Raw genomic sequence first — 22,012 nt, forward strand, 5'->3', positions numbered from 1 at the left:
CCGACATGAGAAGCAAAGACCAGTGGAGGTGGCCGAGGATGAGCATCCCGGCCACCAGCACGTCTGACGCCGATACGGCCCCGCCCTCGAGGGTCGAGCACGTCTGCGCACTGCCGCACGTCCCCGAGGCCGTCTCCGCCGCACGCCGACTCGCATGCACCGTCCTCGCCCAATGGCGCGTGCCCACCCCGACAGCCGACGACGCCCTCCTGGTGATCTCGGAGCTGACCACCAACGCGATCGTCCACGCACTGCCTCCAGCAGTGCTTCGGTTGTCCATGCCCGAGGACAGCAACTGTCGCGCGCTTCGCATCGAGGTCACCGACGCGGGGCCAGTACCTCAACGGCCCACATCGCCCGACGGCTCCCACCCCGCCGAACACAAGGAAAACGGTCGCGGGAACGGCATCATCGCGGCCCTCTCCGAACGACACGGAATATCCCGCCACCCCGAGAGGACTACCCGATGGGCCGATCTCCATATGGGAGCTTGAGTACCCGTGGCACGGCAGCCACACGTCTCTGGGGACATCGCGGCAGGCATGAGGAACGGCCGAACCCGCGGTTTGCGGGATGGTGCCGCGGCACCATGCGGCAGACACCAGCACCCGGCAGCCTGCACCGTTGCGGCTCGTCGCACAGAAGTTGGCACGTTTTGACATGCTCCTCGGGCTGAAGCCCGAGGATTCTGGCCGTCCCTACCGGTTGCTGCCGCTACGCGGCACGGTTTTCGGCGGGGATTCCGTGGCTTCCTGTTTCTTTACGCTGTGCCAGAACGGGTTCTGGTCTTACCGGCGCTCCGCAGGCCGATGCCGCCAGTCCGGCGGCCGGGCCTGGTCGGTGGCGGGGTCGGTGTCGATGACGAAGGAGGCGAAGTACCTTCCCGCCGAGTCCAGGATCACCGTGACGCTGGACGGCACGGCGGGCAGGATCCGGGACCACTTCACCCGCACCTCGCCGATCTTCGGCAGGGACAACCGCCCACCGCTGGTGATCTTCCAGCGGGCGTTCGCGGTGAACCGAATCGACTGCCGGGAGTCCTTACGCGACTTGAAGCGCGGCGCGCCCGCCTTCGGGCCCTTGCGCTCCCCCTTCAGGGAGGCGAAGAAGTTCTTGTACGCGCTCTCCGCGTCCCGCAGGGCCTGCTGCAGGACGACCGAGGAGACCTCGCCAAGCCAGGAGCGTTCCGCCGTGTTCTTGGCGCGGGTGATCAGCTGCTGGGACAGGGCTGCGGCCTTGGGGTAGGGCAGCCTCGCCGCGCGGGCGTCCTCCCGGGCGCGCACCGCGTCGTTGAACACGACCCGGGCGCACCCGAACGCCCGCGCCAGCGCCCCGCGTTGACCGGGCTCCGGGTACACCCTGAAGGCGCACCGAAGCTGTATGACCGGCATCTTGCATACTTGGGTTATGCCTGACACGGAGAACATTCGCACTGGTCGCCACTGTGCTTTTGTCATGCACGTTCACTTGGTTTTCGTGACCAAGTTCCGGCACAAGGTGTTCAAGGACGCTCATCTTCGGCGCATGGAGGAGATCATGCGGGCGGTCTGCGCGGACTTCGAATGCGAACTGGCGGAGTTCAACGGCGAGGACAACCACGTCCACCTCCTGGTGAACTTCCCGCCCAAGGTCGCCGTGACCAAGCTGGTCAACTCCCTCAAAGGGGTCTCCTCCCGACGTCTGCGCCAGGAGTTCCCCGACCTGGTGCGGCACTACTGGCGCGCCAACAAGCTCTGGTCCGGCTCCTACTTCGCCGGCACCGTAGGCGGCGCCCCCCTGAACATCGTGAAGCAGTACATCGAGCAACAGAACCGCCCCGCCTGAACCAAGCACCGCCCGGCTCCGCCAGGTTGAATGCTCCGTCGCTCCGCACCCCCTCACCGGCCTGCTTCCGCAGGCACGTCACCGCGACACTCCGCGTGGCTATCGCGAGATTCGCTTCACCATCGGCCTGAAGGCCGATGCACTGCGAATAAGTCCCGGTAGCCAGGCGTGCGGCGGGAGGGGAACCGCGGTCGCCGACGGGGAACCGCACGCACTGTGCCCGCAACCCCGGGCAGGCGTGCACCAGGCTGAGGCCCGCCGCAGGTTCGCCGCCTGCCCGTGGGCGTGATCGGTGAGCCTTGCAGGTTTAGACGGCGTGCCTCGGCGCGGTGTGCCGGCGCCGATGTTCCTGGTTGTGGAGTCGTGGCCTGATCCCGTCGGATCTGAGGTGGCGCTGCTGATGACCCGTGCGTGGTGTGCGAGCTTGGCGGCGGAGGGTCTGCATCGTCACCATCTGCCGGTGCGGGTGGCATCATCCTCCACTGGAGTTCGCTCGTCGGCATCCTGTTCTCATCGACCGGGTTGAACGCGCAGCGCGCCCACAGCACGCCCCGCATGTCCCGGTCCAGCTGGGGTTTCTCGTCCGCGAGTAGAGCCGGTGCCGGCCGGGCGCGAACTCCAGGACGCGCAGGTACGCCTCCTTGAGGCACTTGATCGGACCGAGGCGCTCATACAGCTCGTTGGCGGACCAGGCCATCCGGCGCAGGTAGCCAACGGCTTTCAAGTGGTCGCCCGGCATGAAGCTGTGTCACATCCTCTTTTCGCAGTTCACAGGGCTGTGCAGGGGGGCCGTGCACAGCACAGATTGGCCGACGAGCCGTGTCCGGCTGTACGGCCGAAAGGCCGCTCGGCCTGCGCGGGGGCGGCCGGCCCGGCGGCCCAGCAGGCCGCCGCTGATCGCCAGCACGAAGGCCAATACCAGATCGGTGAGGAAAGAGCGGCTCGGCCACTACTCCGCCGCCTTCTTCAGGGCGTCGAGCCACGTGCTGAGCGAGGCGTCCAGCGCGGCGGCGAGGGTGTCCGGGTCGGCGTCGACCGGCGCGCCCGCCCAGGACTCCCGGGTGCGGACCGCGACGCCGTCGCCGTCCTCGGTGAAGGTCCACTCGTGCACGCCGGTGATGCCGTGCGCAAGACCGCCCCACAGGATGCGGTGCGGGGCGTTGACAGCGTAGACGGCGGAGTCGATGGACAGGCCCGCGGTCACCCAGTGGAAGGTGGTGCCGGGGGCAATGGGGCCGTTGAGCCGGGCCTCGGTGATGGCGGACTGCCAGACGGGCCAGGAGCCGATCCTGGTGTGCAGCTGCCAGACCTGCTCGAGAGGAGCGGCGATCCGGATGGTGCGGTCGGCGACGACGGGGGCGTTCTTGTCGATGGTCGTGGGGTAGGTCATGGCGGTTCCTCGGTGTCGGGGCCCGGGCCGCCGTGGGGGAGTCAACGGCGGCCCGCGCGGCTGGGAATGGTCGGGCGGGCAGTTCGGAGTCGGGGATCCAGCGGCCCTGGACGCCGGGCGGGTTCGGAGCCCGGGCCGCATCGGCGAGACAGCGGCCCGGGCGGCTGGGGCGGGTCAGGCGGGCAGTTCGGAGTCGGGGATCCAGTGGCCGTGGATGCCGGCGGGCACCCTGCGGGGGAGTTCGACGGCGGCCACGGTGCTCAGGTCGCCTGCGTCCAGGACGAGCAGCTCCGAGGCGTCGGCCTTGAGGTCGCTGACGATGGTGAGCAGGTAGCCGTCGTCCTCGGCGGTCCCGCCCTCGGCGGGCGCGAAGACGGCCTCGCCGGGCATCCGGCCCTCGCCGTGCGCGAGCAGCTTCTCCTGGCCGGTCCGCGTGTCGAACTTGACGGTGTGGTAGCCCGACAGGCCCGCGCCGGGGAAGGCGATGGCGTAACTGTAGCGGTAGGCCGAACCGGTGCGGGCGTCGTTGATCGACGGGAACTCGGTGGCCAGGTCGTTGAGGGACTCAGTGCTGACCTTGCCCGTGGCCGGGTCCATGATCCACCGGTAGAAGGTCGAGCCGGCGTCGGGGCTGGTTCCGTAGCCGGGAGCGCCGACCCACCACTTCCACGAGTTCTCCCAGGCGGAACGGTCGAAGCGCGGTGCTTCGAGGACGATCCGGCCCTGCGCGTCGGTGTAGGCGTTGGCTACGTGCAACAGCGCCGCCTGGTCGGCCACCTCGAACCAGGTGGTCTTGCCCCCGGCGCGCGGCATCACGCCGATGCGCAGCGGTACGTCGTCGTGCCAGCGGTAGGGGATGCCGGAGTGCTCGGCGTGGTCGAAGACCACCGGCGAGTTGATGAAGACGACATGCTCGCGGGTGATGGCGAAGTCGTGCATGAGCGACGGGCCACAGCCGTCGATGACCTCCGACGTGACGATGTCGCCGGAGGCGTCGGCCACGTAGTAGGTCAGGTACGGCGGGAAGGGGCTGTAGCTGAAGAAGTGCAGCTCGCTGGTCTCCGGGTCCTCTTTGGGGTGGGCGGTCATCGCGCTGGTGAGCTTGCCGCCGAAGTCGTAGACGCCGATCGTGTCGAGGTCGGCGCTGACCTCCCAGGGCAGGTTGGCCTCCTGCAGGGCCAGGTAGCGGCCCCCGTGGAAGATGATGTTGGTGGCGGCGGCGCTGACTTCGAGCTCGGTTCCGGTGAACGGCACGCCGTCCAGGAAGGGGGTGCGCACCCAGCGGTTGCGGTACCACTCGGCCCGGCCGCCCGTGAGGCGGACGCCGTGGATCATGCCCTCGCCGCGGAACCAGTGGGTGGGGGTGATGCCCGGCTTGGGGTTGTGCCCGTTGCGGAAGTAGCGGCCGTTCAGCTCGGGCGGGAGGGTGCCGCGCACCTTCAGCTCGCGGCCGGTGATCTCGTCGGCAACGGGGGTGAAGTGGCCGCTGATGTACGGCTTGTCCAGGGGCATGGTCATGCCTTTCGCGTCGAGAGGGCCGAGATGAGCAGGGTCAGGACGGCGCACGCCAGGAAGGCCGCGCCGAAGGAGGGGAGCAGGGTCAAAAAGGACAGGCCGATGGCTCCGCCGATCTGCCGGGTGGCGTTGACCAGCCCGCCGGCCAGGCCGTTGTCGGCGGCCGAGACGCCCGTGTAGGACATCGCGGTGAGCCGGACGAAGGCCACCCCCAGCCCGATGCCGATGAGGAGCGTCGGGCCGAGCAGGTCCACAGGGAAGGTGCCGTCGGCCGGAGTTCGGGACAGCCAGGCCAGTCCGGCCGCGAGGACCAGCAGGCCCACGGGGAGCACATGGCGGCCGGAGACTTTGCCGGTGACCCACGACGAGAGGGTGATCATGAGGGCGAGGGGAAGCTGGGTCAGCCCGGCCTCCAAGGGCGAGTAGCCGAGGGTGTGCTGCTGGTAGAGGGGCAGGAAGTAGAACAGGCCGAGCCAGACCGCGCCCAGCAGGGACATCAGCACGTTGGGCACCGCCACCACGCTCATGCGCGCCGGCAGCAGCGGGCCGGCGGCGCGGCGCTGGAGCACCACGAACAGGCCGAGCAGCGCCAGACCGATCACGGCGAGCGGCCAAGGGCCTGACAGGCCGTAGGTGAGCGCGACCAGCCCCGCCGTCACCGTCACCGCGCCCGGCGCGTCCAGGCTTCCGCCGCGTGGCCGGTCGGCCCCGACCAGCAGCCAGGTGGCCACCAGGACTGCCAGGGCGAGGGGCACCATCACGACGAACACCGCGCGCCAGCCGTACAGGCCGGTGAGTAGCCCGCTCAGCAGCACGCCCGCTGCCCCGCCGGCACCGGAGACCGCGCCCCACACTCCGAGCGCGGTGCCACGCCGCTCCCTGTCGGGATACAGCGTCAGCACGAGGGCAAGCGCCGTGGGCGCCAGCAACGCGGCGGCGATTCCCTGCACTGCCCTGCAGGTGATCAGCACGATCGACGTGGGCGCCAGTGCCGCGCCCAGGGAGGAGAGGACGAACAGACCGATGCCGAGCAGAAACACGCGGCGAAGGCCGTATACGTCGCCCGCGCGCCCGCCCGCCAGCAGCAGCGCGCCGAAGACCAGCACGTAGGCGTTGACCGTCCACGCCTGACCCGTGTCCGACAGATCGAGCCCGGCCCGGATCTGGGGCAGGGCGACGTTCACGATCGACGTGCTCAGCACGACCAGGAACTGGGCGGTCGCCAAAACCGCCAGCGGTATCCAGCCGGTGGTGGTCCGTTGCGGTGCGGTGCGGGTCATGGCTCGACACTCGCAGCGGGCGTCCGCCGCTCGCGTCGGTAGTCATCGCCTATACGACTCCCTGCGCAAGGCCCTTGGGCGACTGGGTCGTTCCCGGATTCCCCTGCGGCGCACGACCGCATAGGTTTTCGAACATGCCCGAGACATACACAGATGTGCTGATCGGTCGTCAGGACGAGATACGCCAGCTCGACGCCCTGCTCCAAGCGGCACGCGAGGGCCGGGGCGGCGCCCTGGTCCTGCGCGGTGAGCCGGGCATCGGCAAGAGCGCGCTGCTGCGGCATCTGGACGAGGCCGCGACCGGATTCCTCGTCATGCAGGCGTCCGGCGCGGAGTTCGAGATGGAGCTGCCGTTCGCCGCGCTGCACCAGTTGCTCGCGCCCGTCACTGGCCGGCTGATGGCGTTGCCCGCGCCGCACCGCAAGGCACTGGAGATCGCTTTCGGCCTCGACGCCGGCACACCCGATCCGTTCCTGGTTGGCGTCGCGTCGCTGGGCCTCCTGGTGGAGACCGTGCGGGAACGCCCGCTCCTGTGCCTCGTCGACGACGCACAGTGGCTGGACCAGGCGTCGGCCAAGGCGCTGGCCTTCCTGGCCCGCCGGGTCTCTGCCGAGTCGATCGCCGTCGTGTTCGCGGCCCGCGAGCCGAGCCTCCTGCCCGAGCTGCCCGGCCACTCGCTACAAGCGCTGGGCGAATCGGATGCCCGCGCGCTGCTGGCCGCGGCGATCCGCGCTCCGTTGGACGAGCGGGTGCGCGACCGCATCCTGGCCGAGGCACGTGGCAACCCCCTCGCGCTGGTGGAGCTTCCCAGGACCGCCGGACTCGCCGGGATGGCGGGCGGATTCGCCCAACCCGACTCGGTACCCGGCGTGATCGAGCAGAGCTTCCGGTCCCGGCTGGAGCTCCTGTCGCCGTCGGCTCGGCTGCTGGTGACCGTCGCCGCCGCCGACCCGATCGGCGATCCGGGCCTCCTGTGGCGTGCGGCCGAACTCCTGGGCATCGACGCGGCTGCCGCCGCGGAGTCCGTCCCGCTGGTCGAGTTCGGCACTCGGATCCGATTCAGCCACCCCCTCGCCCGCTCGGCCGCCTACCGCGCCGCGGCGCCGGCGGAGCGGCGCAGGGCGCACGAGGCGCTGGCCGCCGTGACCGACCCGGTCGCCGACCCCGACCGGCGGGCCTGGCATCGCGCCCAGGCCAGTGCCGGCCCGGACGAGGAGGTCGCCGCCGAGCTCGAAGCCTCCGCCACGCGCGCCCAGGAACGTGGCGGTGTCGCGGCGGCGGCGGCCTTCCTCGAACGCTCGGCCGCGCTCACGATCAGCCCGGTCCAACGCGCCGAGCGGGTCCTCGCCGCTGTCCAGGCCAAGCTCTCGGTGGGCGACTTCGACATGGCGGCCGACCTGCTCACCACCGTCCGGACCGACGATTTGAGGCAGGCCGCCAGGGCCGACCTGCTCCGCGGCAGGCTGTCGTTCGTCCGCCGCCGGGGGGACGAAGGCCCCACGGCGTACCTCCTGCGTGCCGCCGCCCGGCTGGCGGCCACCGACCCCGCCTGGTCACGGGAGTGCTATCTGGACGCCATCGAGATGGGCCTTCTGCTCGGCGGCCTCGACCACGTGGTGGACGCCGTCAGGAAGGCCCCGCCGTGGGGCGAGCCGGTATCCGGCGCGGCGTCGGTCCTGACCGGCCTGATCAGGCTGGTCAGCGACGGGCGTCCGGCGGCGGGGGAGATCCTCGGGCCGGTCGTCGGCGACGCCGGCGAGGAGGTGTGGGCCAGGCGGCCGTCACTGGGCTTCATGGTGGCCACCGAGCTGTGGAACTTCGACGCCCTGTACGGCATCGCCACCCGTGCCGTCGCGGCCGGCCGCGAGTCGGGCTCCTTCCACGCGCTGCCCATCGGACTGGCCATGCAGGCCACCGCGACAGTGCACACGGGCGACTTCGGTGCCGCGATGGAGCTGATCTCCGAGGAGGAGGCGATCGCCGACGCCACCGGCGCGGCACCGCTGGTCTACCCGTGCCTCCACCTGGCCGCGATGCGCGGCCGGCGCAAAGATGCCGTCGAACTGTTCGCGTCGGTGGATCACCGGATGAGCCTCAGCGTGCAGTGGGCGACGGCCGTGCTCAGCAACGGCCTGGCCGACTACCCGGCCGCGCTGAAAGCGGCGAAGCAGGCGGTCGAGTACGGCGCCGTCGGCACGGCGGGCCTTGCCCTGCCCGAGCTGGTCGAGGCGGCCATGCGGTGCGGCGAGACCGAGGTCGCCGCCGTGGCCCTCGCATCCCTCCAAGAGCGCACGCAGGCGGGCCGGCAGGCGTGGGGTCTTGGCGTCGAGGCCTATGCGCGGGCCCTGGTGACCGAGGACGAGTCCGCCTACCAGGAGGCGATCGGCCTGCTCGACGACAGCGCACTGGTCGTCTACCGCGCCCGGGCACATCTGCTGTACGGGGAGTGGCTGCGCCGCCAGGGCCGACGGCGTGACGCCCGGTCCGCGCTGCGGCTGGCGCACGAGTCGCTGTCCGACCTCGGTGTGGAGGCGTTCGCCGAGCGCGCCGCCGGCGAGTTGCGCGCCACGGGCGAGCAGGCCCGCAGCCGCACGTCGAAGGCATCGGACCAGCTGACGATGCAGGAGGTGCACATCGCACGCCTGGTCGCCGACGGCGCCACCTCCAAGGAGGTGGCGGCGAAGCTGTTTCTCAGTCCGCGGACGGTCGACGCGCACCTGCGCAACATCTTTCGCAAGCTTGGGCTCACCTCACGCAGGCAACTGCGAGACCTGCCCGACATTCGTTAGCCGCATGGTGGTGGCCGCGGCCTCGTGCCGGTTCATCGACTCGACGGGGCCGGGCCAGGTAGGCCCGTACTTGGCCCGGTAGGCACCGGAGACGCGCTGGACGAGCTCGGGGTCGTCCACCGGCTGGAGGGTGACGGACAGCCGGACCCCGGCCACCTCCACCTCCGTGTCCGCGTGCCGCAGGACCCGGCGGTACCAGGCACTGCGCCGTCCGAAAGCCGAGCGGACATACGCCTCCCCGTCGAGCACCACCACCCAGACCGCCCTGGTCGACCACCGGCCGTTCGCATGCCGTACCCACAAAACGATCTCCGCGCGATCCATGACAGTGCTCATGGACCAACTTTCACCGTGCCGGCACTCCGTACGCGTCGGTGGTCATCACCTGGATAGGCGGGCTTCGCCGACGCGAGGGCGGTGCTCTCGCGACGAGGCTGAGTGCCACTGACCTGGGCGCCGCCGGGTGGCGAACCGTCCTCAAAGAGCGCTTGTGTCCCGGCGGTCCTGTTTGGTTCCGGGCTCAGGTGTTGCGCCGGTTCGGGGTGGATTCGTGGGTGGGGCGTCGGCTTATGAGGTCGATCATCGCGACGTGGATTATGGCTTCGGAGCGGTGCGGGTGGGTTTCGTAGTCGTGGGCGAGCCGGCGGTGGTGTATCAGCCGGCCGAAGGTTCGCTCGACGACCCAGCGTCGCGTCGGCTCCTACGCCAACTCGCCCTGTGTGCGATTAACTTGGCAAGAGTTCATTATGTGCGCTTACACGGAGCGGCGTATGGAGACCACTTCGCAAGCCGAGATCATCCGCTGCCGCAGAGATCTTGCCGTCCGTACGGCCTGTGACCGCACTCGGTCCACGACTGCCTCCCAGCTCTCCCGAAGCAGTTTTGCGTAACTAGAGAAATTCCCAACAGTCACCGCAGTCACGCGATGCCGCAGCCTGGGAACATGTCAATCAACTCTACGATCGGAGTACTAAACGAGATGTGGTTACCCGCAGGCTCTTGACGAGGGCGAATTGGGCCAGCATGCTCGGGCCGACCTCTTTTCATCGCGGCGCTGCGACTGGGAGATCGCATACGAGGAGAATGACTGTGCCGTTCGGACAGTTCGCGGTCCGAGAAGATCCGGCATTTCTCGCCGCGATTCCGTCGCATTAACGTGTCACCGAGAAGGAAAGAACATGTCTGACGACGTATTTGTCGATGCCGCCGCACCGCTCGTCTTCTCCGACGACTCCATTCTCGCCTTCTTCAAGGCCACACCGCCCGAGACGTGGTTCTACGCCTCCAGGGCAGGCCGCATCGCTATGGACGGCGACAAGTACCGGCTCGTACTGGTCCGCAACAGGAAGAAGGGCGGGGGTGGTCTGGAGACGAAGGGCGGAATGCTCGCCACCCAGATCGACCTCGCGCCGGTGATCGGGTCCGTGGACGAAGAGAGGGCCTGGACCGAGGCCATCAAGCGAAACAGCCCCTTCGTTCCCCCTGATGTCGAGCGCGTCACCTTGAGGCCTCTCGGCCTGCGTAACGGGCGGATGACAATCGGAGGTCTCGAAGGGCTGGTCGAGAACCCGGTCGCCTATCGCGACGTTCCGATCGGCGTGCAGACGAGCCTTCCGATCACACTTCCGCTGACGGCGGACGGCGCTGACACCGCGTGGGGCATTCTGGGCACACCGGCGGGCTTTCCCGTCACCGTGCGATTCGACTACGACTACGACGTCCTCTATCCGGGAGCCCACTACAAGATCACCGCCGAAACCCATAAGGTGTACGACTACTTCAGCGCCAACGCCAAGGCGCGGGCCAGCTACTTCGGGTTGGTGGGAGCGCAAGCGGATCTGGATCTGATCCGGAGTGAACTGACCAGCAGCGGAGCCGTGGTAATTGAATGGTTAGTACGCCCTGAGGGTTTCGATGACAGTCGGGTTGCGCAATTGCAGAGCAGCATCCTCGACGCCTTCGCGAAATCCGCCCTGGACCTTATGGTCGCGGACGTCGTGCCGGACCGTGAAGCTCCCGCTCCCGAAGGCTATTTCGGTGGGGTTTCTGTCAGACTGAAGGACTTCCACGAGGTTGAAAAGATGAACCTGTCGGGTGAGTTCAAGCAGAATGACATGCGCACCCAGACCTTCAGTTTCTCCTTCTCCTTCGCTCAGCTCAGGAACCTGGACCGGAGTCAGTACGGAGTGGACATCACGGGGGACAACGTAATACCGGTCACCCTCAATCTTGGAAAGGACCCGGCTCACGTTCAGAAGTATCTGATGCAGTACGGGTACCGAAAACTCGACGGCTCCTTCAACGGTGCCTCCGCGGAGGGAACAGGTGCGAACGGCCTGCTGCTGCAAGGTGTTGTGCAGTGGGACGCGCACGAGCCTCAGCCACCGAAGACCGAGATCCAGTTCGGCGTGGACTACGAACAACTCGACTGGGAGGACTTCTCGACACTGACGGAGAAGGCGAACGGTCCCTCGGGGGTGATGCACGTCTTCACCCCGGGCACGTACATCAGGAAGATCGCCGTGCTGTCCGACCTGCTGAAGGCGGAACCGGGCGAACTGGCCTCATTCGAGTGGCGGACGGTCTTCGCGCCGAACCCTCCGGGAACCAGGCCGAACCTCCCGAAGGACTATGGCGGCGGAGTGCTTTACGACGGTGCCGGCATCCAGGCGTCGCCTGACAAGTTCGCCATCGAGTTCCCGTACAACAACGAGGTCGCCGACGGGTCGAAGTTCGAGTGGGAAGCCGTCCTGATCAAGAACGATGGGACTGTACTGCACTACAAGGAGACCAAGCCGCTCAAGGACGTCTCGACTGTCCTGGCCAGTCGAACCCGCTTGAAGCCAATGCTCCAGGTGCCGCCCGCCACCACCGTTGTGCGAGCACGAGGAACTTTCGCACTCCGCCGGACTCCCACTTGGCCAGCAGCCTCGAATGAGGCCTGAGGCGGACCCCCTCCGTGTGGACACTCTGACAATGGATCTTGTGGATCCGAGGAAGGGTGTCCGGGTGGGACATAAGTCTCCGTATCCGGCGGAGTTCAGGAATGACGCGGTGGCGTTGTACCGCGCGACGGGCGGAAAGCGTACGTATGCGGCGGTCGCGGCGGATGCCGGGGCGACCGGCGAGACGCCAGGACGCGGGCGTATCCGTAGAACCAGCGCGACAGGGTGAGCAGGATCTTCCCGCCCACCGGACCTGCGAGATCAGGGTCGGGGGCACAGCGCGGAACGAGCAGGCGGCCACGATCCGGTCGACCTTCGCCTCGGGCCAGTGTGGCCGGACCGACGGATCGGGCGCGGCCTCCACGGTGAGTCGATGCTGCGAGTAGTAGCGTTTGTCGACTGGTTTGCGAGGCGAGGGAGGGTTCGACCCGGGATGCGCAACGGCGCCCGCCATGAATCGGCAGGAGCGGGCGCCGATTGCTGCCGATCGCTGCGCAGGCCGCAGCGTACGGCTGGGGTCACAGCAGGTGCGGCGGCGGGACGACGAGCACCACCGCGAGCAGGCGCGGCCGCATCCGCGGCAGGGCCTGGGTCTCGAACCAGCCGCCGGACGGCAGCATGTGACGGCGGGCAGCGCCCGGGGTCGGCTCCCCCAACTCAGTCGGGTCGATGCCGACGTTGACCAGGTCCACGATTTGATCGGCGAGAGCCTTCACCTCGTCGCGGACCGTCTTGGGGTAGACCAGCCGGCCCTGGCCATCGCCGACGTAGCGGGGTGCGTTGATCACCTGAAGCAGCGAGGCGTAGCCGCCGGTGTTGAAGAACAAGCCGCGCACGAAGTAGATCGAGGCGCACTCGGTGGCGTCGCCGGAGCCGAATTGGGCAACGGCCGCGCCGGCCGCGAAGAGCGCCCCGCCGACGACGAAGGCGATCGCCGCGATGACGTTGAGTCTGCGCAGCCGGCCGATGGCAATAGCATCCGCACGGGTGCGCCCACCGGCCGCCGCGCCGGGCGAACGGACGACGAGCATTCCGCGCCGCCGCGCGAGACGCGACTCCCACACCGCGGTGCCACCGTCGGGAAGGCGCCACGTGAGCCTGGTGGTGAACGGTCCTGCGCCCTCGGCGCGCTGCTCCGGCTGCCCCACCGGCCGAGCCTGGACGTCGGACGGGACTGGAAGGCGTGCGAAACGCTGTCCCGCCAAGCCGTCGGAAAGCGGGTCTGTACGGTCGACGGTGGATCTTCGAGCGGGAAGTAACAAGAAGGTCGGCGACCGTGCCGGAGTCAGCCGAGGCATGGTCAACTACCATTTCACGTCCAAGGCCGGGCTCGTGGAAGCCGTGGTCGCCGATATCCGCGAAACGTTCATCGACGTGCTCCAGGCGCTGCCGGGCTATGCCCGGATGAGTGGACTCGAAGCCGTGCTGGCCAAGCTCGATCAGTTCTTCGCCCGTCTGGCGGAACCGGAGCCCGGGGTGCGGGTGCGGGCGTTGTTGGTGCTCCTGGCCGAGGCGGTCGGCAGCGCCGACGGGGTGAAGGGCTTGATGGCCGACCATCTCAGTCTCGTGCGGGCCGGCGTCGAGGAGGACATCCGGCGGGGGGTCGCGGACGGGAGCATCCGCCCGGACGTGGACGTGGTCGCGCAGGCGTATCTGGTGGAGAGCATCGCTCGCGGCGTACTCCTGCAGTATCAACTGGACTCTGCCCGGACCCGCCTGGCGGATATCGCACGGGCCGGCCACGAGACGCTGGTGCTCGCGCTCGCGTCGACTCGGGGTGACGACTGAGACTTCGGTCGCCCGCGGCCCCGCCGCCCGCTGCGTCCGGCGGGGGCCGACCGGGACCGGGATGCCGCGCTGTCATACGGCGCTCAGCCCGCCGTCCACCACGAGGCTCTGGCCGGTGATGTAAGAGGCGCGGTCGGAGAGCAGGAACGTGACGGTCTCCGCGACCTCCCAGGCGGTTCCCTGGCGGCCCAACGGGATGCGCTCGAACGAGGCTGTACGGGAGGTTCGATGGGACGAGGCCTGCCGTCCCATGGGGGTATCGATGAGGCCGGGGACGACCAGGTTGGCGCGGATCCGGCGCGCTGCTCCCTCCTTGGCGACATGGCGGGTGAGCCCGAACAGGCCGGCTTTGGAACTGTCGTAGGCCGGCGAGTTCGTGGCGGCGCGCAATCCGGCGACCGACCCGATGAAGACGACAGAGCCTCCGTCGGCCATCGCTGGAAGGCCGTGCTTGGCGGCGAGGAAGGGCGCACGCAGATTCAGGGAGAGCACCTGGTCCCAGTCTTCGGGAGACGAACCCTCCAGCCCGGTACCGAGACCCACCCCTACGTTGATCACGAGCGCATCCAGTCCCCCCAGCCCGCGGACCGCCTCGGTGACCATCGCGACCGACTGATCGGCATCCGTGGCGTCACCCACCACGGTGACGCTCAATCTCCCTTCGGAGCCGACCAGTTCGGCGGTCGCGGCGGCGGCCGGGGCGGCCACGTCGGCGCACGCCACGTCGGCGCCCTCCCGCGCGGCCAGGACGGCGATCGCCCGGCCGTTGCCGACGGGTGCTCGCGGGTCGTCGTCGGGGCGTGTGCCCGCGCCGACCACCAGTACCTTGCGGCCGGCCAGGCGACGTGCCGCTTGCTCCAGATGCCCCTCAGCCATGGTTCCGGTTCCCTTCCACAAAGTCTGTGCTGTCGAAACCGGGGTCCAGCTCCACACCGGTGGCGTTAAGGAAGAACGCCACCATGTGGTATTGCCCCACCAGCATGACGATCTCGATCAGTTCGGCGTCGCCGAAGTGCTCGGCCAAGACCTCCCAGGTGGTGTCGGACAACCGCGCATCGTGGTTCAGCTCGTCCGCCGCGCGGAGCAGGTGCCTCTCGAGGTCCGTCCAACCGTGCGCTTCCGGTCCGTCGGTGATGCGGTGGATATCCGCATCCGCGACGCCGGCGGATTTGGCCAGAGGGAGGTGCCGTCCCCACTCGTACCGGGCGCCGGTGTTGCAGGAGGTACGCAGGATCAGCAGCTCGCGGAGCCTTTTTGGCAGTAGGCCCCGACGGAGCAACTGACCTCCGAAGGGCATGAATTGCTCGTAGAGCTCGGGATGGCGCACGAGCGTGGTGAAGATGTTCGGGATCCGGCCCCCCGGGTCGCGAGCCGCGGTGGCCAGCAGCTTCCGGGTCCTTGCATCCCAGTGCTCCTCGGGGAGTGGCATCAGTCGCGGTTGAGCCTGCCCGGCGGTTTCGTAGGGCTGTGACATCGAGACCTCCAACGTGAGGCGCTCACCTTAGGAGACTGGCTGAACGCTTAGCAAGTGAATGCCGGATCGGGCTTGTGTGACCCGAGCAACGTTCGGTTACCGGACCGCGGGTTACCGTGAGTGCGGGAGTCAGGGCGCTACGAAGGGCGGAGCGCGGAGCGATGCGGGGGTGCAGCGGTGGCCCGACCGACCAGGCCGATCCTCAGCCGGGCGCGGATCTGCGCCGCGGCACTGGCCATCGTGGACCGTGACGGGCTCGCCGAGTTGTCGATGCGCAAGCTGGCCCGGGAGCTCGGCGTCCAGGTCTCCTCGCTGTACGAGCACGTCAAGACCAAGGACGACGTCCTGCACGATGTCGCCAACACCATCATGGAGAGTGTGGACGTCTCCGCCTTCGAGACCGGCGACTGGCGCCACGGCGTGGCGTCCTGGGCCCGGTCCTACCGCGCCGCCCTCGCCGCCCATCCCCACATCGTGCCGTTCCTGGCATACGGACCGGCCCGCCGTGAGGCGTCGCTGCGCCGCGCCGATGCCGTGCACGGGGGCCTGGTGCGGGGCGGGTGGCCGCCGCGTTACGCCACGATGATCGGAGCTTCGACCAAGTATCTGGTCATCGGATCGGCGATGACCTCGTTCGCCCGTGGGTTCGAGGGCGAGGCCCAGGTCTACGTCGAGCAGTATGCGCACCTGACGGACGCGTACCGCCTGCGGGACCACGCCGACACCATCGACCGGGACAGTTTCGAACTGGCCCTGGAGATGTTCCTCGACGGCCTCGACCGCCTGCACGCACGCGTCGCGGCGCCCCAAGGGTCCGCCGAGGGCTCCTCCTGATCCGCACGACTGACGGGACCCGCCCGCGCGCCGACTGCGCGGCGGCGCCGACGGCAGCGGCACGCCGGGTCCATGGCCGCAGCCCCGCCCTCCACCGACTTTCCGGCGACGTTTTGCACCAACGCCTTGTCCGGCGGCGTGACTCAGCCTAGGCTCCGGCAACCGAACGGCGTTCGGTTGTAGGGTGTGAGGCCCCGTTTCGGACACGACCTCGCGCCACCGCCGCAATGAGGAGTTGATGTCGTGTACGGGATCCATGAGCCGCCCCACGGGCTCCACGGGCCACGCAGGCGACCGCCGTCGCACGCGGGGGAACCCCCGAGGAGGGCGCCACGCCTGAGGCGATGGCCTCCCTCGCGAGGCTGCGCGCCGCGCGCCGCTCCAGGATCGTCCCCGTCCCCGTCCCCGTCGCCGCCGCCGTGGTCGGCCTGTACCTGCTGAACGCCCTCCTGGCGAGCACGGCGTCAGACGTGATGGCGCTCAGACTTGTCGGTCATGTGAACGTCGGGCTGGGGCTGGCGCTGCTGCAGTGCGGCACCACGCTCGCGGTCTGCCGGTGGTACGCGCGATACGCGCGCACCACCCTGGATCCGCTGGTCGAAAGCGTCCGCGCCCGGCTCGGGCACCGAGGGGAGGAGCGTTGATCACCGCCTCCGTGCTCGCCCGGGCGCCCCACACCGGACTCGGCATCACCGTTTTCGCGGTGTTCGTCGTCAGTGTCTTGCTCATCTCCCTCTTGGACGCTTCGCAATCGGACACGCCCCGTCGCTTCTTCGTCAGCGGTGGTCGCCTGTCCTGCGCCCGCAACGGGATCGCCTTGTTCGGCGACTTCATTTCCGCCGCGACGCTGTTGGGCACTCCCGGGCTCATCGCTCTGGCCGGGTTCGACGGCATCCCCTGTCTGGTGGGCCCCATCGTTGCCTGGGCCGTCATCCTCCTACTGGTCGCAGAGCCATTTCACAACACCGGCCGCTACACGGTCGGCGACGTGCTCGCGCACCATCTCCGGCCGCGCCCTGTCCACATGGCCCTGGGGGTTGCCACGCTGGTGATATCCCTGTTCTATCTGGCTTCCGGCGGGACGACCCGTCTGGGCGGGGGTGGTCAGGACGTGAGGGCGGGGTAGTCGGTGTAGCCGTGGTGGTCGCCGCCGTAGAAGGTGGCCGGGTCGGGGGTGTTGAACGGGCCGCCGACCGCGAGGCGGTGAAGCAGGTCGGGGTTGGCCAGGAACAGCGTGCCGAAGGCGACCATGTCTGCGGTGCCGTCCTGGATCAGGCCGAGGGCGTCCGGGCCGGTGGGCTCGGGATGCGTGAAGGGGTTGAGGATGAACAGGCCGGGCCAGTCCTTGCGCAGGCGGCTGGTCAGGTCGCGGTCGGGTCCCTCGACCATGTGCAGGTAGGCCAGGCCCAGCGGGGCGAGGCGGGCCACCAGGGTGGCATAGGTCTCCTCGACATCCGCCGGATCGGTCTCGGCGATGTCGTTGAAGGGGTTGCGGGGGGAGATACGGAAACCGGTCCGGTGGCCGCCGATCGCCTCGGCGACGGCTGCGGCGACCTCGACGCCGAAGCGGACACGGTCTGCGGCCGAGCCTCCCCAGTCGTCGGTGCGCCGGTTGACGCCCGGGGCGAGGAACTGATGGATCAGGTAGCCGTTTGCCCCGTGAATCTCCACCCCGTCGAAACCGGCGGCTATCGCGTTGCGCGCGGCGTCGGCGAAGTCGGCGATGGTACGGGCGATTTCCTCGGACCCCAGTTCCTTCGGCGTGACGAAGTCCTTGGGGCCCTGGGGGGTGAAGACCTGACCTTTCGCCGCGACGGGAGAGGGGCCCACCGGGGTCAGGCCGTCGGGCAGCAGGCTGGGGTGGCCGATCCGGCCCGTGTGCATCAGCTGCGCGAAGACAGTGCCGCCTTCACGGTGGACGGCGTCGGTCACCTGCTGCCAGGCGGCGACCTGCTGGGCAGAGTGCAGGCCCGGGGTGTCGGGGTAGCCCTGGCCGACCACCGACGGCTGGATGCCCTCGGTGATGATCAGTCCGGCGCTCGCCCGCTGGGCGTAGTAGGTGGCCGTCAGCTCCGTCGCGGTGGCTCCCGGTCCGTAGGCGCGGCTGCGGGTCATCGGCGCCATCGCGATGCGGTTGGCCAGACGCTTGCCGCCCAGCTCGATCGGTTCGAAAACCGTCGTCATGATCATTTCCTTAGCAGAGTGAGTGTGGGTGACCGGCCGTGCTGCGGCCGGAGTGAGGGGGCTGCGGCGGTCGGTCCTGTCGCCGCAGGGGCTTGCGCAGTCCGCGCCCGGCCCGGGCCGGCCCGAGCGGCCGGGCCGGGTGAGATCACAGGGAGCGCAGGACGCGGACGCGGTCGGCGGTGACGCGGCGGGCGATGTCGGTGGTGTGGGCGATGGACTCGAACTCGTGGGGGACTCCGGGGTGGAGGTGGAACTCCACGTCCACCCCGGCGCGGCTCAGGCGCACGGCATAGGTGAGGTCCTCGTCGCGGAAGATGTCGAGCTGCCCTACCTCGATATAGGCGGCCGGCAGCCCGGCCGGATCGCTTATGCGGGCGGGGGCCGCGTGGGCAGGCACGTCCGAGCCGCCGGCGGCCTCGCCGAGCAGGGCGCCCCACCCGGTGGCGTTGTCGTCGTAGGACCACAGGGCGAACGGGGCGATGTGCGGATCGGGGACGGTGGTGCGGTCGTCGAGCATCGGCATGATGAGGATCTGCCGGGCGATGGCCGGACCGCCGCGGTCGCGGGCCAGGATGGACAGGGCGGCGGCCAGTCCGCCGCCGGCGCTGTCGCCCATGACGGCGATCCTCCCGGTGTCGACACCGAGGTCGGCCGCGTGGTGGTGCAGCCAGGTCAGGGCGGTGTGGGCGTCCTCGACCGGGGTGGGGTGCGGGTGCTCGGGCGCGCGTCGGTAGTCGACCGACAGGATGGGTACGCCGCTGGCGGACACATACCGGGCCACGGGCCCGTCGAACAGGTCGACCGAGCCGAGGATCATGCCGCCGCCGTGGAGGAACAGCGCGGCCGAGCCGGGAGACGAGCCGTCTTTGGTGTACCAGCGCATCAGGATCTGCGCGCCGTCGCCGGCAGTGACGTGGTAGTCGGTGGTGGTCACGTCGGCGGGCATCGGCTGGGCGTCGCCGGCATGGGCGATGATGCCTTCCAGTACGGCGCGGCGGGTGGCTACGTCGCCGACCGGCGGCGTCGCGTCGGCCGTGACTGCGGCCATGGGCGCCAGGGCCTGCGCGACTTCGGGGTCGAGGGAGAGAGACATGGCGTGCTCCTTGCCGAAGAGGGTGTGGTCGGGCAGTGGAGGGGTGTTTCGGGATCGCGGGGTTCAGCTGCGATTGGTCGCGTGGTCCGTCCAGCGAGGAACCCGGGGTGGGCCGGGGCCGCCCGGTGTTCCGCGGGGCTCAGCCGGCCAGCAGGACGGTCTTGCCTGCCAGTTGGCCGGCGGCGGCCTCGCGGTGGACGGCGGCGAGGTCGGCAAACGGGCGGCGGTCGGCGACGTCGATCCTCAGCTCGCCGGCGTCGACGCGGGCGACGAGGGTGGTGAGCTGGTCGGCGTCGCTGCGGGCAAAGACCCGCACGGTCCGCACTCCGCGGGTGGCATCCTCGGACGCCGGGGTGGTGGTACTGACCAGCACCCCACCCTCCCTGACGAGGCCGACGAGGTCGGCGGTCTCCTGCTTCGAGGTGGTCACCAGGTTGAGCACGACGTCGAACTGCTCGCCTGCTGCCTCGGTGACGGGTGTGACGGTGTAGTCGATGATCCGGTCGGCGCCGTAGCCGCGGACGCGCTCGGCGCTGCGTGCGCTGGCGGTCGCGGTCACTTTGGCTCCGGCCTGGTGGGAGAGCTGGACGGCGTAGCCGCCGACCGCTCCGCCGGCCCCGTTGATCAGGATGGTCTGGCCGGCCTTCACGTCGGCGTGCTCGAACAGCGCCTGCCAGGCGGTCAACCCGACCGCGGGCAGGGCCGCGGCGTCAGCCAGCTCGACCGTCTTGGGAGCGGCGGCCAGCACCTTCTCCGGTGCGAGTACGTATTCGGCGGCCGCGCCGGCCGCATTCATCGGCAGGAACGCGACGACCTCGTCACCGACGTTCCAGTCGGTGACTCCGCGGCCGAGTTCGAGGATGGTTCCGGCGACGTCGATCCCCGGCACGTGCGGGAGGGCGACAGCAAACACCTGCTGCAGGTAGCCGGCACGGATCGCTGCATCGACCGGGTTGAACGAGGTGCCGGCCACCTTCACCAGCACCTGTCCCGCACCCGGGACGGGACGGGCGGCCTCCTCGTGGACCAGGACCTCACTGTCGCCATGACGGTGGTAGCGCACGGCCTTCATCGGTTCCTCCTCATCTCAATTGCTTCGATGTCGAAGCATGTACCAACCATAGCTTGCTTCGAGATCGAAGCAATGCTTAACGACTGTGACGGCCGTCACTTCGACTTGGGGGTGTGCTTCGAACTCGAAGCAAATAGAATGGCGAGATGGCCGACACCGATGCCCTGCATCCCGAACAGCTGGGGACCTACTTCGCGCTGATGGAGGCCGTCAGCCTGCTCCAGCACGCCGTCGAACAGCAGCTGCGGGCCGAGGGCGATCTCAGCTACGTCCAGTTCCAGCTGCTGGCCCGCCTCGCCGACGCCAAGGGGCAGCTCACCATGACAGAACTGGCCGACGGTGTCGTCTACAGCCGCAGTGGCCTGACCCACCAGGCCGGACTACTGGAAAAAGCCGGCCTCATCACGCGCGGCCCCTGCCCCGACGACCAGCGCGCCACCTTGGTCACCATCACCGACACCGGCCTTGCCCGTGTCGCCAACGTCCTGCCCGGCCACATCCAGGTCGCACGCCTCCTGCTGTTCGATCCCCTGTCCGACCAGGACGTGCACGCCCTCGGCGACATCATGACCCGCGTCCGCGACCACATGCGCAGCCAGCCACCCCGCTCGGCCGCCCCTCGCAAACGCCGTAAGAACACTGCTGTCGGCCCTCAATCGCCGGCCGAGGCGCAGGAGGTCACAGGGCAAACAGCCTCACCGGCCACCGTCCACCCCGTCAGCACCGCGGCAGGCGCCGCCCAAGGCGCGGCCTGAGCGTCATGCGGAGCCACCTCTCCTGTGAGGGCAGGGAGAGGATCTTGCGCTGGTCGGGCACGCCTTGAGTAGCTGGCGGCGATCGGTCCTCGACCGCGCCGATGGCGACCAGGTCCAGCCCCCGAGAACCTCGGGCGTTGACGCGGCGAGGCGTTTCGGCGGCCGTCGGTCTTCTCGCCGAGCTCCCGCGCGCATGCGGCCGCAACGACGTCTCCATCCATCCGGGGAGATGCCGAGGGCGACGGCGAGATCGCCCGTCCGTCTTCGTCGCCGCCGGGTCAGTGCGGTGGTCGATCCTTGGGCGAAGTCGGAGCGACCGCCTGCGGCTCGTCCGCGGAGGTGTCGCCTTGATGCTTGGACCGGCGTTCTGTATGGGCGGAACGCGCTGTCGGCCACTTTCGGGACGGTGCGGTTTCCTGGGTCAGGCCGCTGAGGACGGCTCGTACGACGCGCTCAACCTCTCGATCGACGGCCTGCGGGCCGTCGAGGCTCATGAGCCCATCGCCGAGCAGAGTGGCGAGCCCGTGTATAGCCGCCCAGAGGACGAACGCGGCTCCAGGGCGGGCTGAGGCGGTCAGGGCACCGGCATCCACGAGCCGGTCGAGTTCCACATCGAGCACGTCGTGCGGGTGGGGGGAGATCACGGTCTCCGGGTCCGTGCCCCCCGCGCCGAAGGCCAGACGGGCGACCGCTGGATCTTCCAGGGCCCAACGGACGTAAGCGCGGCCGACGGCGACCAGGCGCTGCTGGTGGTCGGCACTCGGTCCGTCCGGATGCCCGGCGGCGTTGCTCATGCGTTCCCCGAGCCCGCCGAGCACGCGCTCGGACAGTGCGCGGACGAGGGCGTCGCGAGAGGCGAAGTGGTGGTAGGCGGCGCTCGAGCTGACTCCGACCCGGGCTGAGGCCTCTCGCAGTGACCAGCCCTCGGCTCCGCGTTCGCGGACCAGCGCCTCTGCGGCCCCCAGCAGTGCGTTCCGCAGTTCTCCGTGATGGTAGTGCCCTTTGGCCATGTCCCCATCTTAGCAGTGCTCAGATCGATGCTACGCTCGAAGCGTCATCTGAACACTGT

The 22,012-nt window shown here is 69.2% G+C and carries 19 protein-coding genes and 4 pseudogenes; 9 read left to right on the forward strand and 14 right to left on the reverse strand.

Going from position 1 to position 22,012, the window contains the following annotated elements:
* Window positions 1-38 precede the first annotated feature (38 nt).
* Window positions 39-494 (forward strand): ATP-binding protein, encoded by a 456-nt coding sequence (locus tag OG390_RS49230; protein WP_406177261.1) that lies wholly within the window; start codon window positions 39-41, stop codon window positions 492-494.
* Window positions 495-821: 327 nt separating this feature from the next.
* On the opposite strand, the pseudogene OG390_RS49235 reads toward OG390_RS49230, so the two are convergent.
* Window positions 822-1,382: pseudogene (locus OG390_RS49235) on the reverse strand (RNA-guided endonuclease InsQ/TnpB family protein); the annotation flags it as partial.
* A 25-nt stretch (window positions 1,383-1,407) separates the two neighbouring features.
* On the opposite strand from OG390_RS49235, the gene tnpA reads away from it, so the two are divergent.
* Complete coding sequence (gene tnpA, locus OG390_RS49240) at window positions 1,408-1,824, forward strand: IS200/IS605 family transposase (RefSeq protein ID WP_406177262.1); 417 nt, start codon at window positions 1,408-1,410, stop codon at window positions 1,822-1,824.
* A gap of 949 nt (window positions 1,825-2,773) precedes the next feature.
* Here the strand turns inward: tnpA and OG390_RS49245 are convergent.
* The 3 genes from OG390_RS49245 to OG390_RS49255 all read right to left on the reverse strand — a co-directional run bounded on the left by OG390_RS49245 (window position 2,774) and on the right by OG390_RS49255 (window position 6,009).
* Window positions 2,774-3,214, reverse strand: a complete 441-nt coding sequence (locus OG390_RS49245) for an SRPBCC family protein (protein WP_406177263.1) — start codon at window positions 3,212-3,214, stop codon at window positions 2,774-2,776.
* A 174-nt stretch (window positions 3,215-3,388) separates the two neighbouring features.
* Window positions 3,389-4,732 (reverse strand): carotenoid oxygenase family protein, encoded by a 1,344-nt coding sequence (locus tag OG390_RS49250; RefSeq protein ID WP_406177264.1) that lies wholly within the window; start codon window positions 4,730-4,732, stop codon window positions 3,389-3,391.
* The gene (locus tag OG390_RS49255; RefSeq protein WP_406177266.1) at window positions 4,729-6,009 is read right to left on the reverse strand and encodes an MFS transporter; all 1,281 of its coding nucleotides are present in this window, start codon (window positions 6,007-6,009) and stop codon (window positions 4,729-4,731) included. Before OG390_RS49255 ends, OG390_RS49250 begins: the two co-directional genes overlap by 4 nt.
* A gap of 134 nt (window positions 6,010-6,143) precedes the next feature.
* On the opposite strand from OG390_RS49255, the gene OG390_RS49260 reads away from it, so the two are divergent.
* Window positions 6,144-8,798 (forward strand): AAA family ATPase, encoded by a 2,655-nt coding sequence (locus tag OG390_RS49260; protein WP_406177268.1) that lies wholly within the window; start codon window positions 6,144-6,146, stop codon window positions 8,796-8,798.
* Here the strand turns inward: OG390_RS49260 and OG390_RS49265 are convergent.
* Both OG390_RS49265 and OG390_RS49270 read right to left on the reverse strand, forming a co-directional pair.
* The gene (locus tag OG390_RS49265) at window positions 8,760-9,134 is read right to left on the reverse strand and encodes a DUF2255 family protein (RefSeq protein WP_406177269.1); all 375 of its coding nucleotides are present in this window, start codon (window positions 9,132-9,134) and stop codon (window positions 8,760-8,762) included. The two genes, OG390_RS49260 and OG390_RS49265, sit on opposite strands and share 39 nt — an antisense overlap.
* Window positions 9,135-9,318: 184 nt before the next feature.
* Window positions 9,319-9,489, reverse strand: a pseudogene (locus OG390_RS49270) (IS5/IS1182 family transposase); the annotation flags it as partial.
* A gap of 487 nt (window positions 9,490-9,976) precedes the next feature.
* On the opposite strand from OG390_RS49270, the gene OG390_RS49275 reads away from it, so the two are divergent.
* Window positions 9,977-11,743, forward strand: coding sequence for a hypothetical protein (locus OG390_RS49275; RefSeq protein ID WP_406177271.1), 1,767 nt, complete (start codon window positions 9,977-9,979; stop codon window positions 11,741-11,743).
* A 188-nt stretch (window positions 11,744-11,931) separates the two neighbouring features.
* Here OG390_RS49275 and OG390_RS49280 read toward each other — a convergent pair.
* A pseudogene (locus OG390_RS49280) lies at window positions 11,932-12,074 on the reverse strand (SAM-dependent methyltransferase); the annotation flags it as partial.
* Window positions 12,075-12,483: 409 nt separating this feature from the next.
* A pseudogene (locus OG390_RS49285) lies at window positions 12,484-12,891 on the reverse strand (hypothetical protein); the annotation flags it as partial.
* Between the two features lie 88 nt (window positions 12,892-12,979).
* Here OG390_RS49285 and OG390_RS49290 point away from each other — a divergent pair.
* Window positions 12,980-13,531, forward strand: a complete 552-nt coding sequence (locus OG390_RS49290; RefSeq protein ID WP_406177273.1) for a TetR/AcrR family transcriptional regulator — start codon at window positions 12,980-12,982, stop codon at window positions 13,529-13,531.
* A 72-nt stretch (window positions 13,532-13,603) separates the two neighbouring features.
* On the opposite strand, the gene OG390_RS49295 is transcribed toward OG390_RS49290, so the two are convergent.
* Complete coding sequence (locus OG390_RS49295) at window positions 13,604-14,407, reverse strand: SDR family NAD(P)-dependent oxidoreductase (protein WP_406177274.1); 804 nt, start codon at window positions 14,405-14,407, stop codon at window positions 13,604-13,606.
* On the reverse strand, window positions 14,400-15,005 hold the full coding sequence (locus OG390_RS49300; protein ID WP_406177276.1) for a carboxymuconolactone decarboxylase family protein: 606 nt from the start codon (window positions 15,003-15,005) through the stop codon (window positions 14,400-14,402). Before OG390_RS49300 ends, OG390_RS49295 begins: the two co-directional genes overlap by 8 nt.
* A gap of 177 nt (window positions 15,006-15,182) precedes the next feature.
* On the opposite strand from OG390_RS49300, the gene OG390_RS49305 reads away from it, so the two are divergent.
* The 3 genes from OG390_RS49305 (at window position 15,183) to OG390_RS49315 (ending at window position 16,965) form a co-directional block, all read left to right on the forward strand.
* Window positions 15,183-15,839 (forward strand): TetR/AcrR family transcriptional regulator, encoded by a 657-nt coding sequence (locus tag OG390_RS49305; protein WP_406177278.1) that lies wholly within the window; start codon window positions 15,183-15,185, stop codon window positions 15,837-15,839.
* A 344-nt stretch (window positions 15,840-16,183) separates the two neighbouring features.
* A complete protein-coding gene (locus OG390_RS49310) occupies window positions 16,184-16,483 on the forward strand; it encodes a DUF485 domain-containing protein (protein WP_406177280.1) in 300 nt (99 codons plus the stop codon).
* Window positions 16,480-16,965: a sodium:solute symporter family transporter gene (locus OG390_RS49315; RefSeq protein ID WP_406177282.1), complete on the forward strand. Its 486-nt coding sequence runs from the start codon at window positions 16,480-16,482 to the stop codon at window positions 16,963-16,965. The genes OG390_RS49310 and OG390_RS49315 overlap by 4 nt, the downstream gene beginning before the upstream one ends.
* Here the strand turns inward: OG390_RS49315 and OG390_RS49320 are convergent.
* The 3 genes from OG390_RS49320 to OG390_RS49330 all read right to left on the reverse strand — a co-directional run bounded on the left by OG390_RS49320 (window position 16,944) and on the right by OG390_RS49330 (window position 20,188).
* On the reverse strand, window positions 16,944-18,023 hold the full coding sequence (locus tag OG390_RS49320; protein ID WP_406177284.1) for an alkene reductase: 1,080 nt from the start codon (window positions 18,021-18,023) through the stop codon (window positions 16,944-16,946). The genes OG390_RS49315 and OG390_RS49320 overlap by 22 nt on opposite strands.
* A gap of 145 nt (window positions 18,024-18,168) precedes the next feature.
* Window positions 18,169-19,116, reverse strand: a complete 948-nt coding sequence (locus OG390_RS49325) for an alpha/beta hydrolase (RefSeq protein WP_406177286.1) — start codon at window positions 19,114-19,116, stop codon at window positions 18,169-18,171.
* A 139-nt stretch (window positions 19,117-19,255) separates the two neighbouring features.
* Window positions 19,256-20,188 (reverse strand): NADP-dependent oxidoreductase, encoded by a 933-nt coding sequence (locus OG390_RS49330; RefSeq protein WP_406177288.1) that lies wholly within the window; start codon window positions 20,186-20,188, stop codon window positions 19,256-19,258.
* A 146-nt stretch (window positions 20,189-20,334) separates the two neighbouring features.
* On the opposite strand from OG390_RS49330, the gene OG390_RS49335 reads away from it, so the two are divergent.
* A complete protein-coding gene (locus tag OG390_RS49335; RefSeq protein ID WP_406177290.1) occupies window positions 20,335-20,943 on the forward strand; it encodes a MarR family winged helix-turn-helix transcriptional regulator in 609 nt (202 codons plus the stop codon).
* Between the two features lie 278 nt (window positions 20,944-21,221).
* Here OG390_RS49335 and OG390_RS49340 read toward each other — a convergent pair whose 3' ends face one another.
* Window positions 21,222-21,953, reverse strand: a complete 732-nt coding sequence (locus OG390_RS49340; RefSeq protein ID WP_406177292.1) for a TetR/AcrR family transcriptional regulator — start codon at window positions 21,951-21,953, stop codon at window positions 21,222-21,224.
* Between the last annotated feature and the right edge of the window lie 59 nt (window positions 21,954-22,012).

Source organism: Streptomyces sp. NBC_00996 (assembly GCF_045162675.1).
GTDB lineage: Bacteria > Actinomycetota > Actinomycetes > Streptomycetales > Streptomycetaceae > Streptomyces.

Bases quoted from the DNA above. Each gene is read 5' to 3' on its own strand.
- OG390_RS49230 (WP_406177261.1), top strand. From the start codon at position 39: ATGAGCATCCCGGCCACCAGCACGTCTGACGCCGATACGGCCCCGCCC.
- tnpA (WP_406177262.1), top strand. From the start codon at position 1,408: ATGCCTGACACGGAGAACATTCGCACTGGTCGCCACTGTGCTTTTGTC.
- OG390_RS49245 (WP_406177263.1), bottom strand. From the start codon at position 3,214: ATGACCTACCCCACGACCATCGACAAGAACGCCCCCGTCGTCGCCGAC.
- OG390_RS49250 (WP_406177264.1), bottom strand. From the start codon at position 4,732: ATGACCATGCCCCTGGACAAGCCGTACATCAGCGGCCACTTCACCCCC.
- OG390_RS49255 (WP_406177266.1), bottom strand. From the start codon at position 6,009: ATGACCCGCACCGCACCGCAACGGACCACCACCGGCTGGATACCGCTG.
- OG390_RS49260 (WP_406177268.1), top strand. From the start codon at position 6,144: ATGCCCGAGACATACACAGATGTGCTGATCGGTCGTCAGGACGAGATA.
- OG390_RS49265 (WP_406177269.1), bottom strand. From the start codon at position 9,134: ATGAGCACTGTCATGGATCGCGCGGAGATCGTTTTGTGGGTACGGCAT.
- OG390_RS49275 (WP_406177271.1), top strand. From the start codon at position 9,977: ATGTCTGACGACGTATTTGTCGATGCCGCCGCACCGCTCGTCTTCTCC.
- OG390_RS49295 (WP_406177274.1), bottom strand. From the start codon at position 14,407: ATGGCTGAGGGGCATCTGGAGCAAGCGGCACGTCGCCTGGCCGGCCGC.
- OG390_RS49300 (WP_406177276.1), bottom strand. From the start codon at position 15,005: ATGTCACAGCCCTACGAAACCGCCGGGCAGGCTCAACCGCGACTGATG.
- OG390_RS49310 (WP_406177280.1), top strand. From the start codon at position 16,184: ATGGCCTCCCTCGCGAGGCTGCGCGCCGCGCGCCGCTCCAGGATCGTC.
- OG390_RS49320 (WP_406177284.1), bottom strand. From the start codon at position 18,023: ATGACGACGGTTTTCGAACCGATCGAGCTGGGCGGCAAGCGTCTGGCC.
- OG390_RS49325 (WP_406177286.1), bottom strand. From the start codon at position 19,116: ATGTCTCTCTCCCTCGACCCCGAAGTCGCGCAGGCCCTGGCGCCCATG.
- OG390_RS49330 (WP_406177288.1), bottom strand. From the start codon at position 20,188: ATGAAGGCCGTGCGCTACCACCGTCATGGCGACAGTGAGGTCCTGGTC.
- OG390_RS49335 (WP_406177290.1), top strand. From the start codon at position 20,335: ATGGCCGACACCGATGCCCTGCATCCCGAACAGCTGGGGACCTACTTC.
- OG390_RS49340 (WP_406177292.1), bottom strand. From the start codon at position 21,953: ATGGCCAAAGGGCACTACCATCACGGAGAACTGCGGAACGCACTGCTG.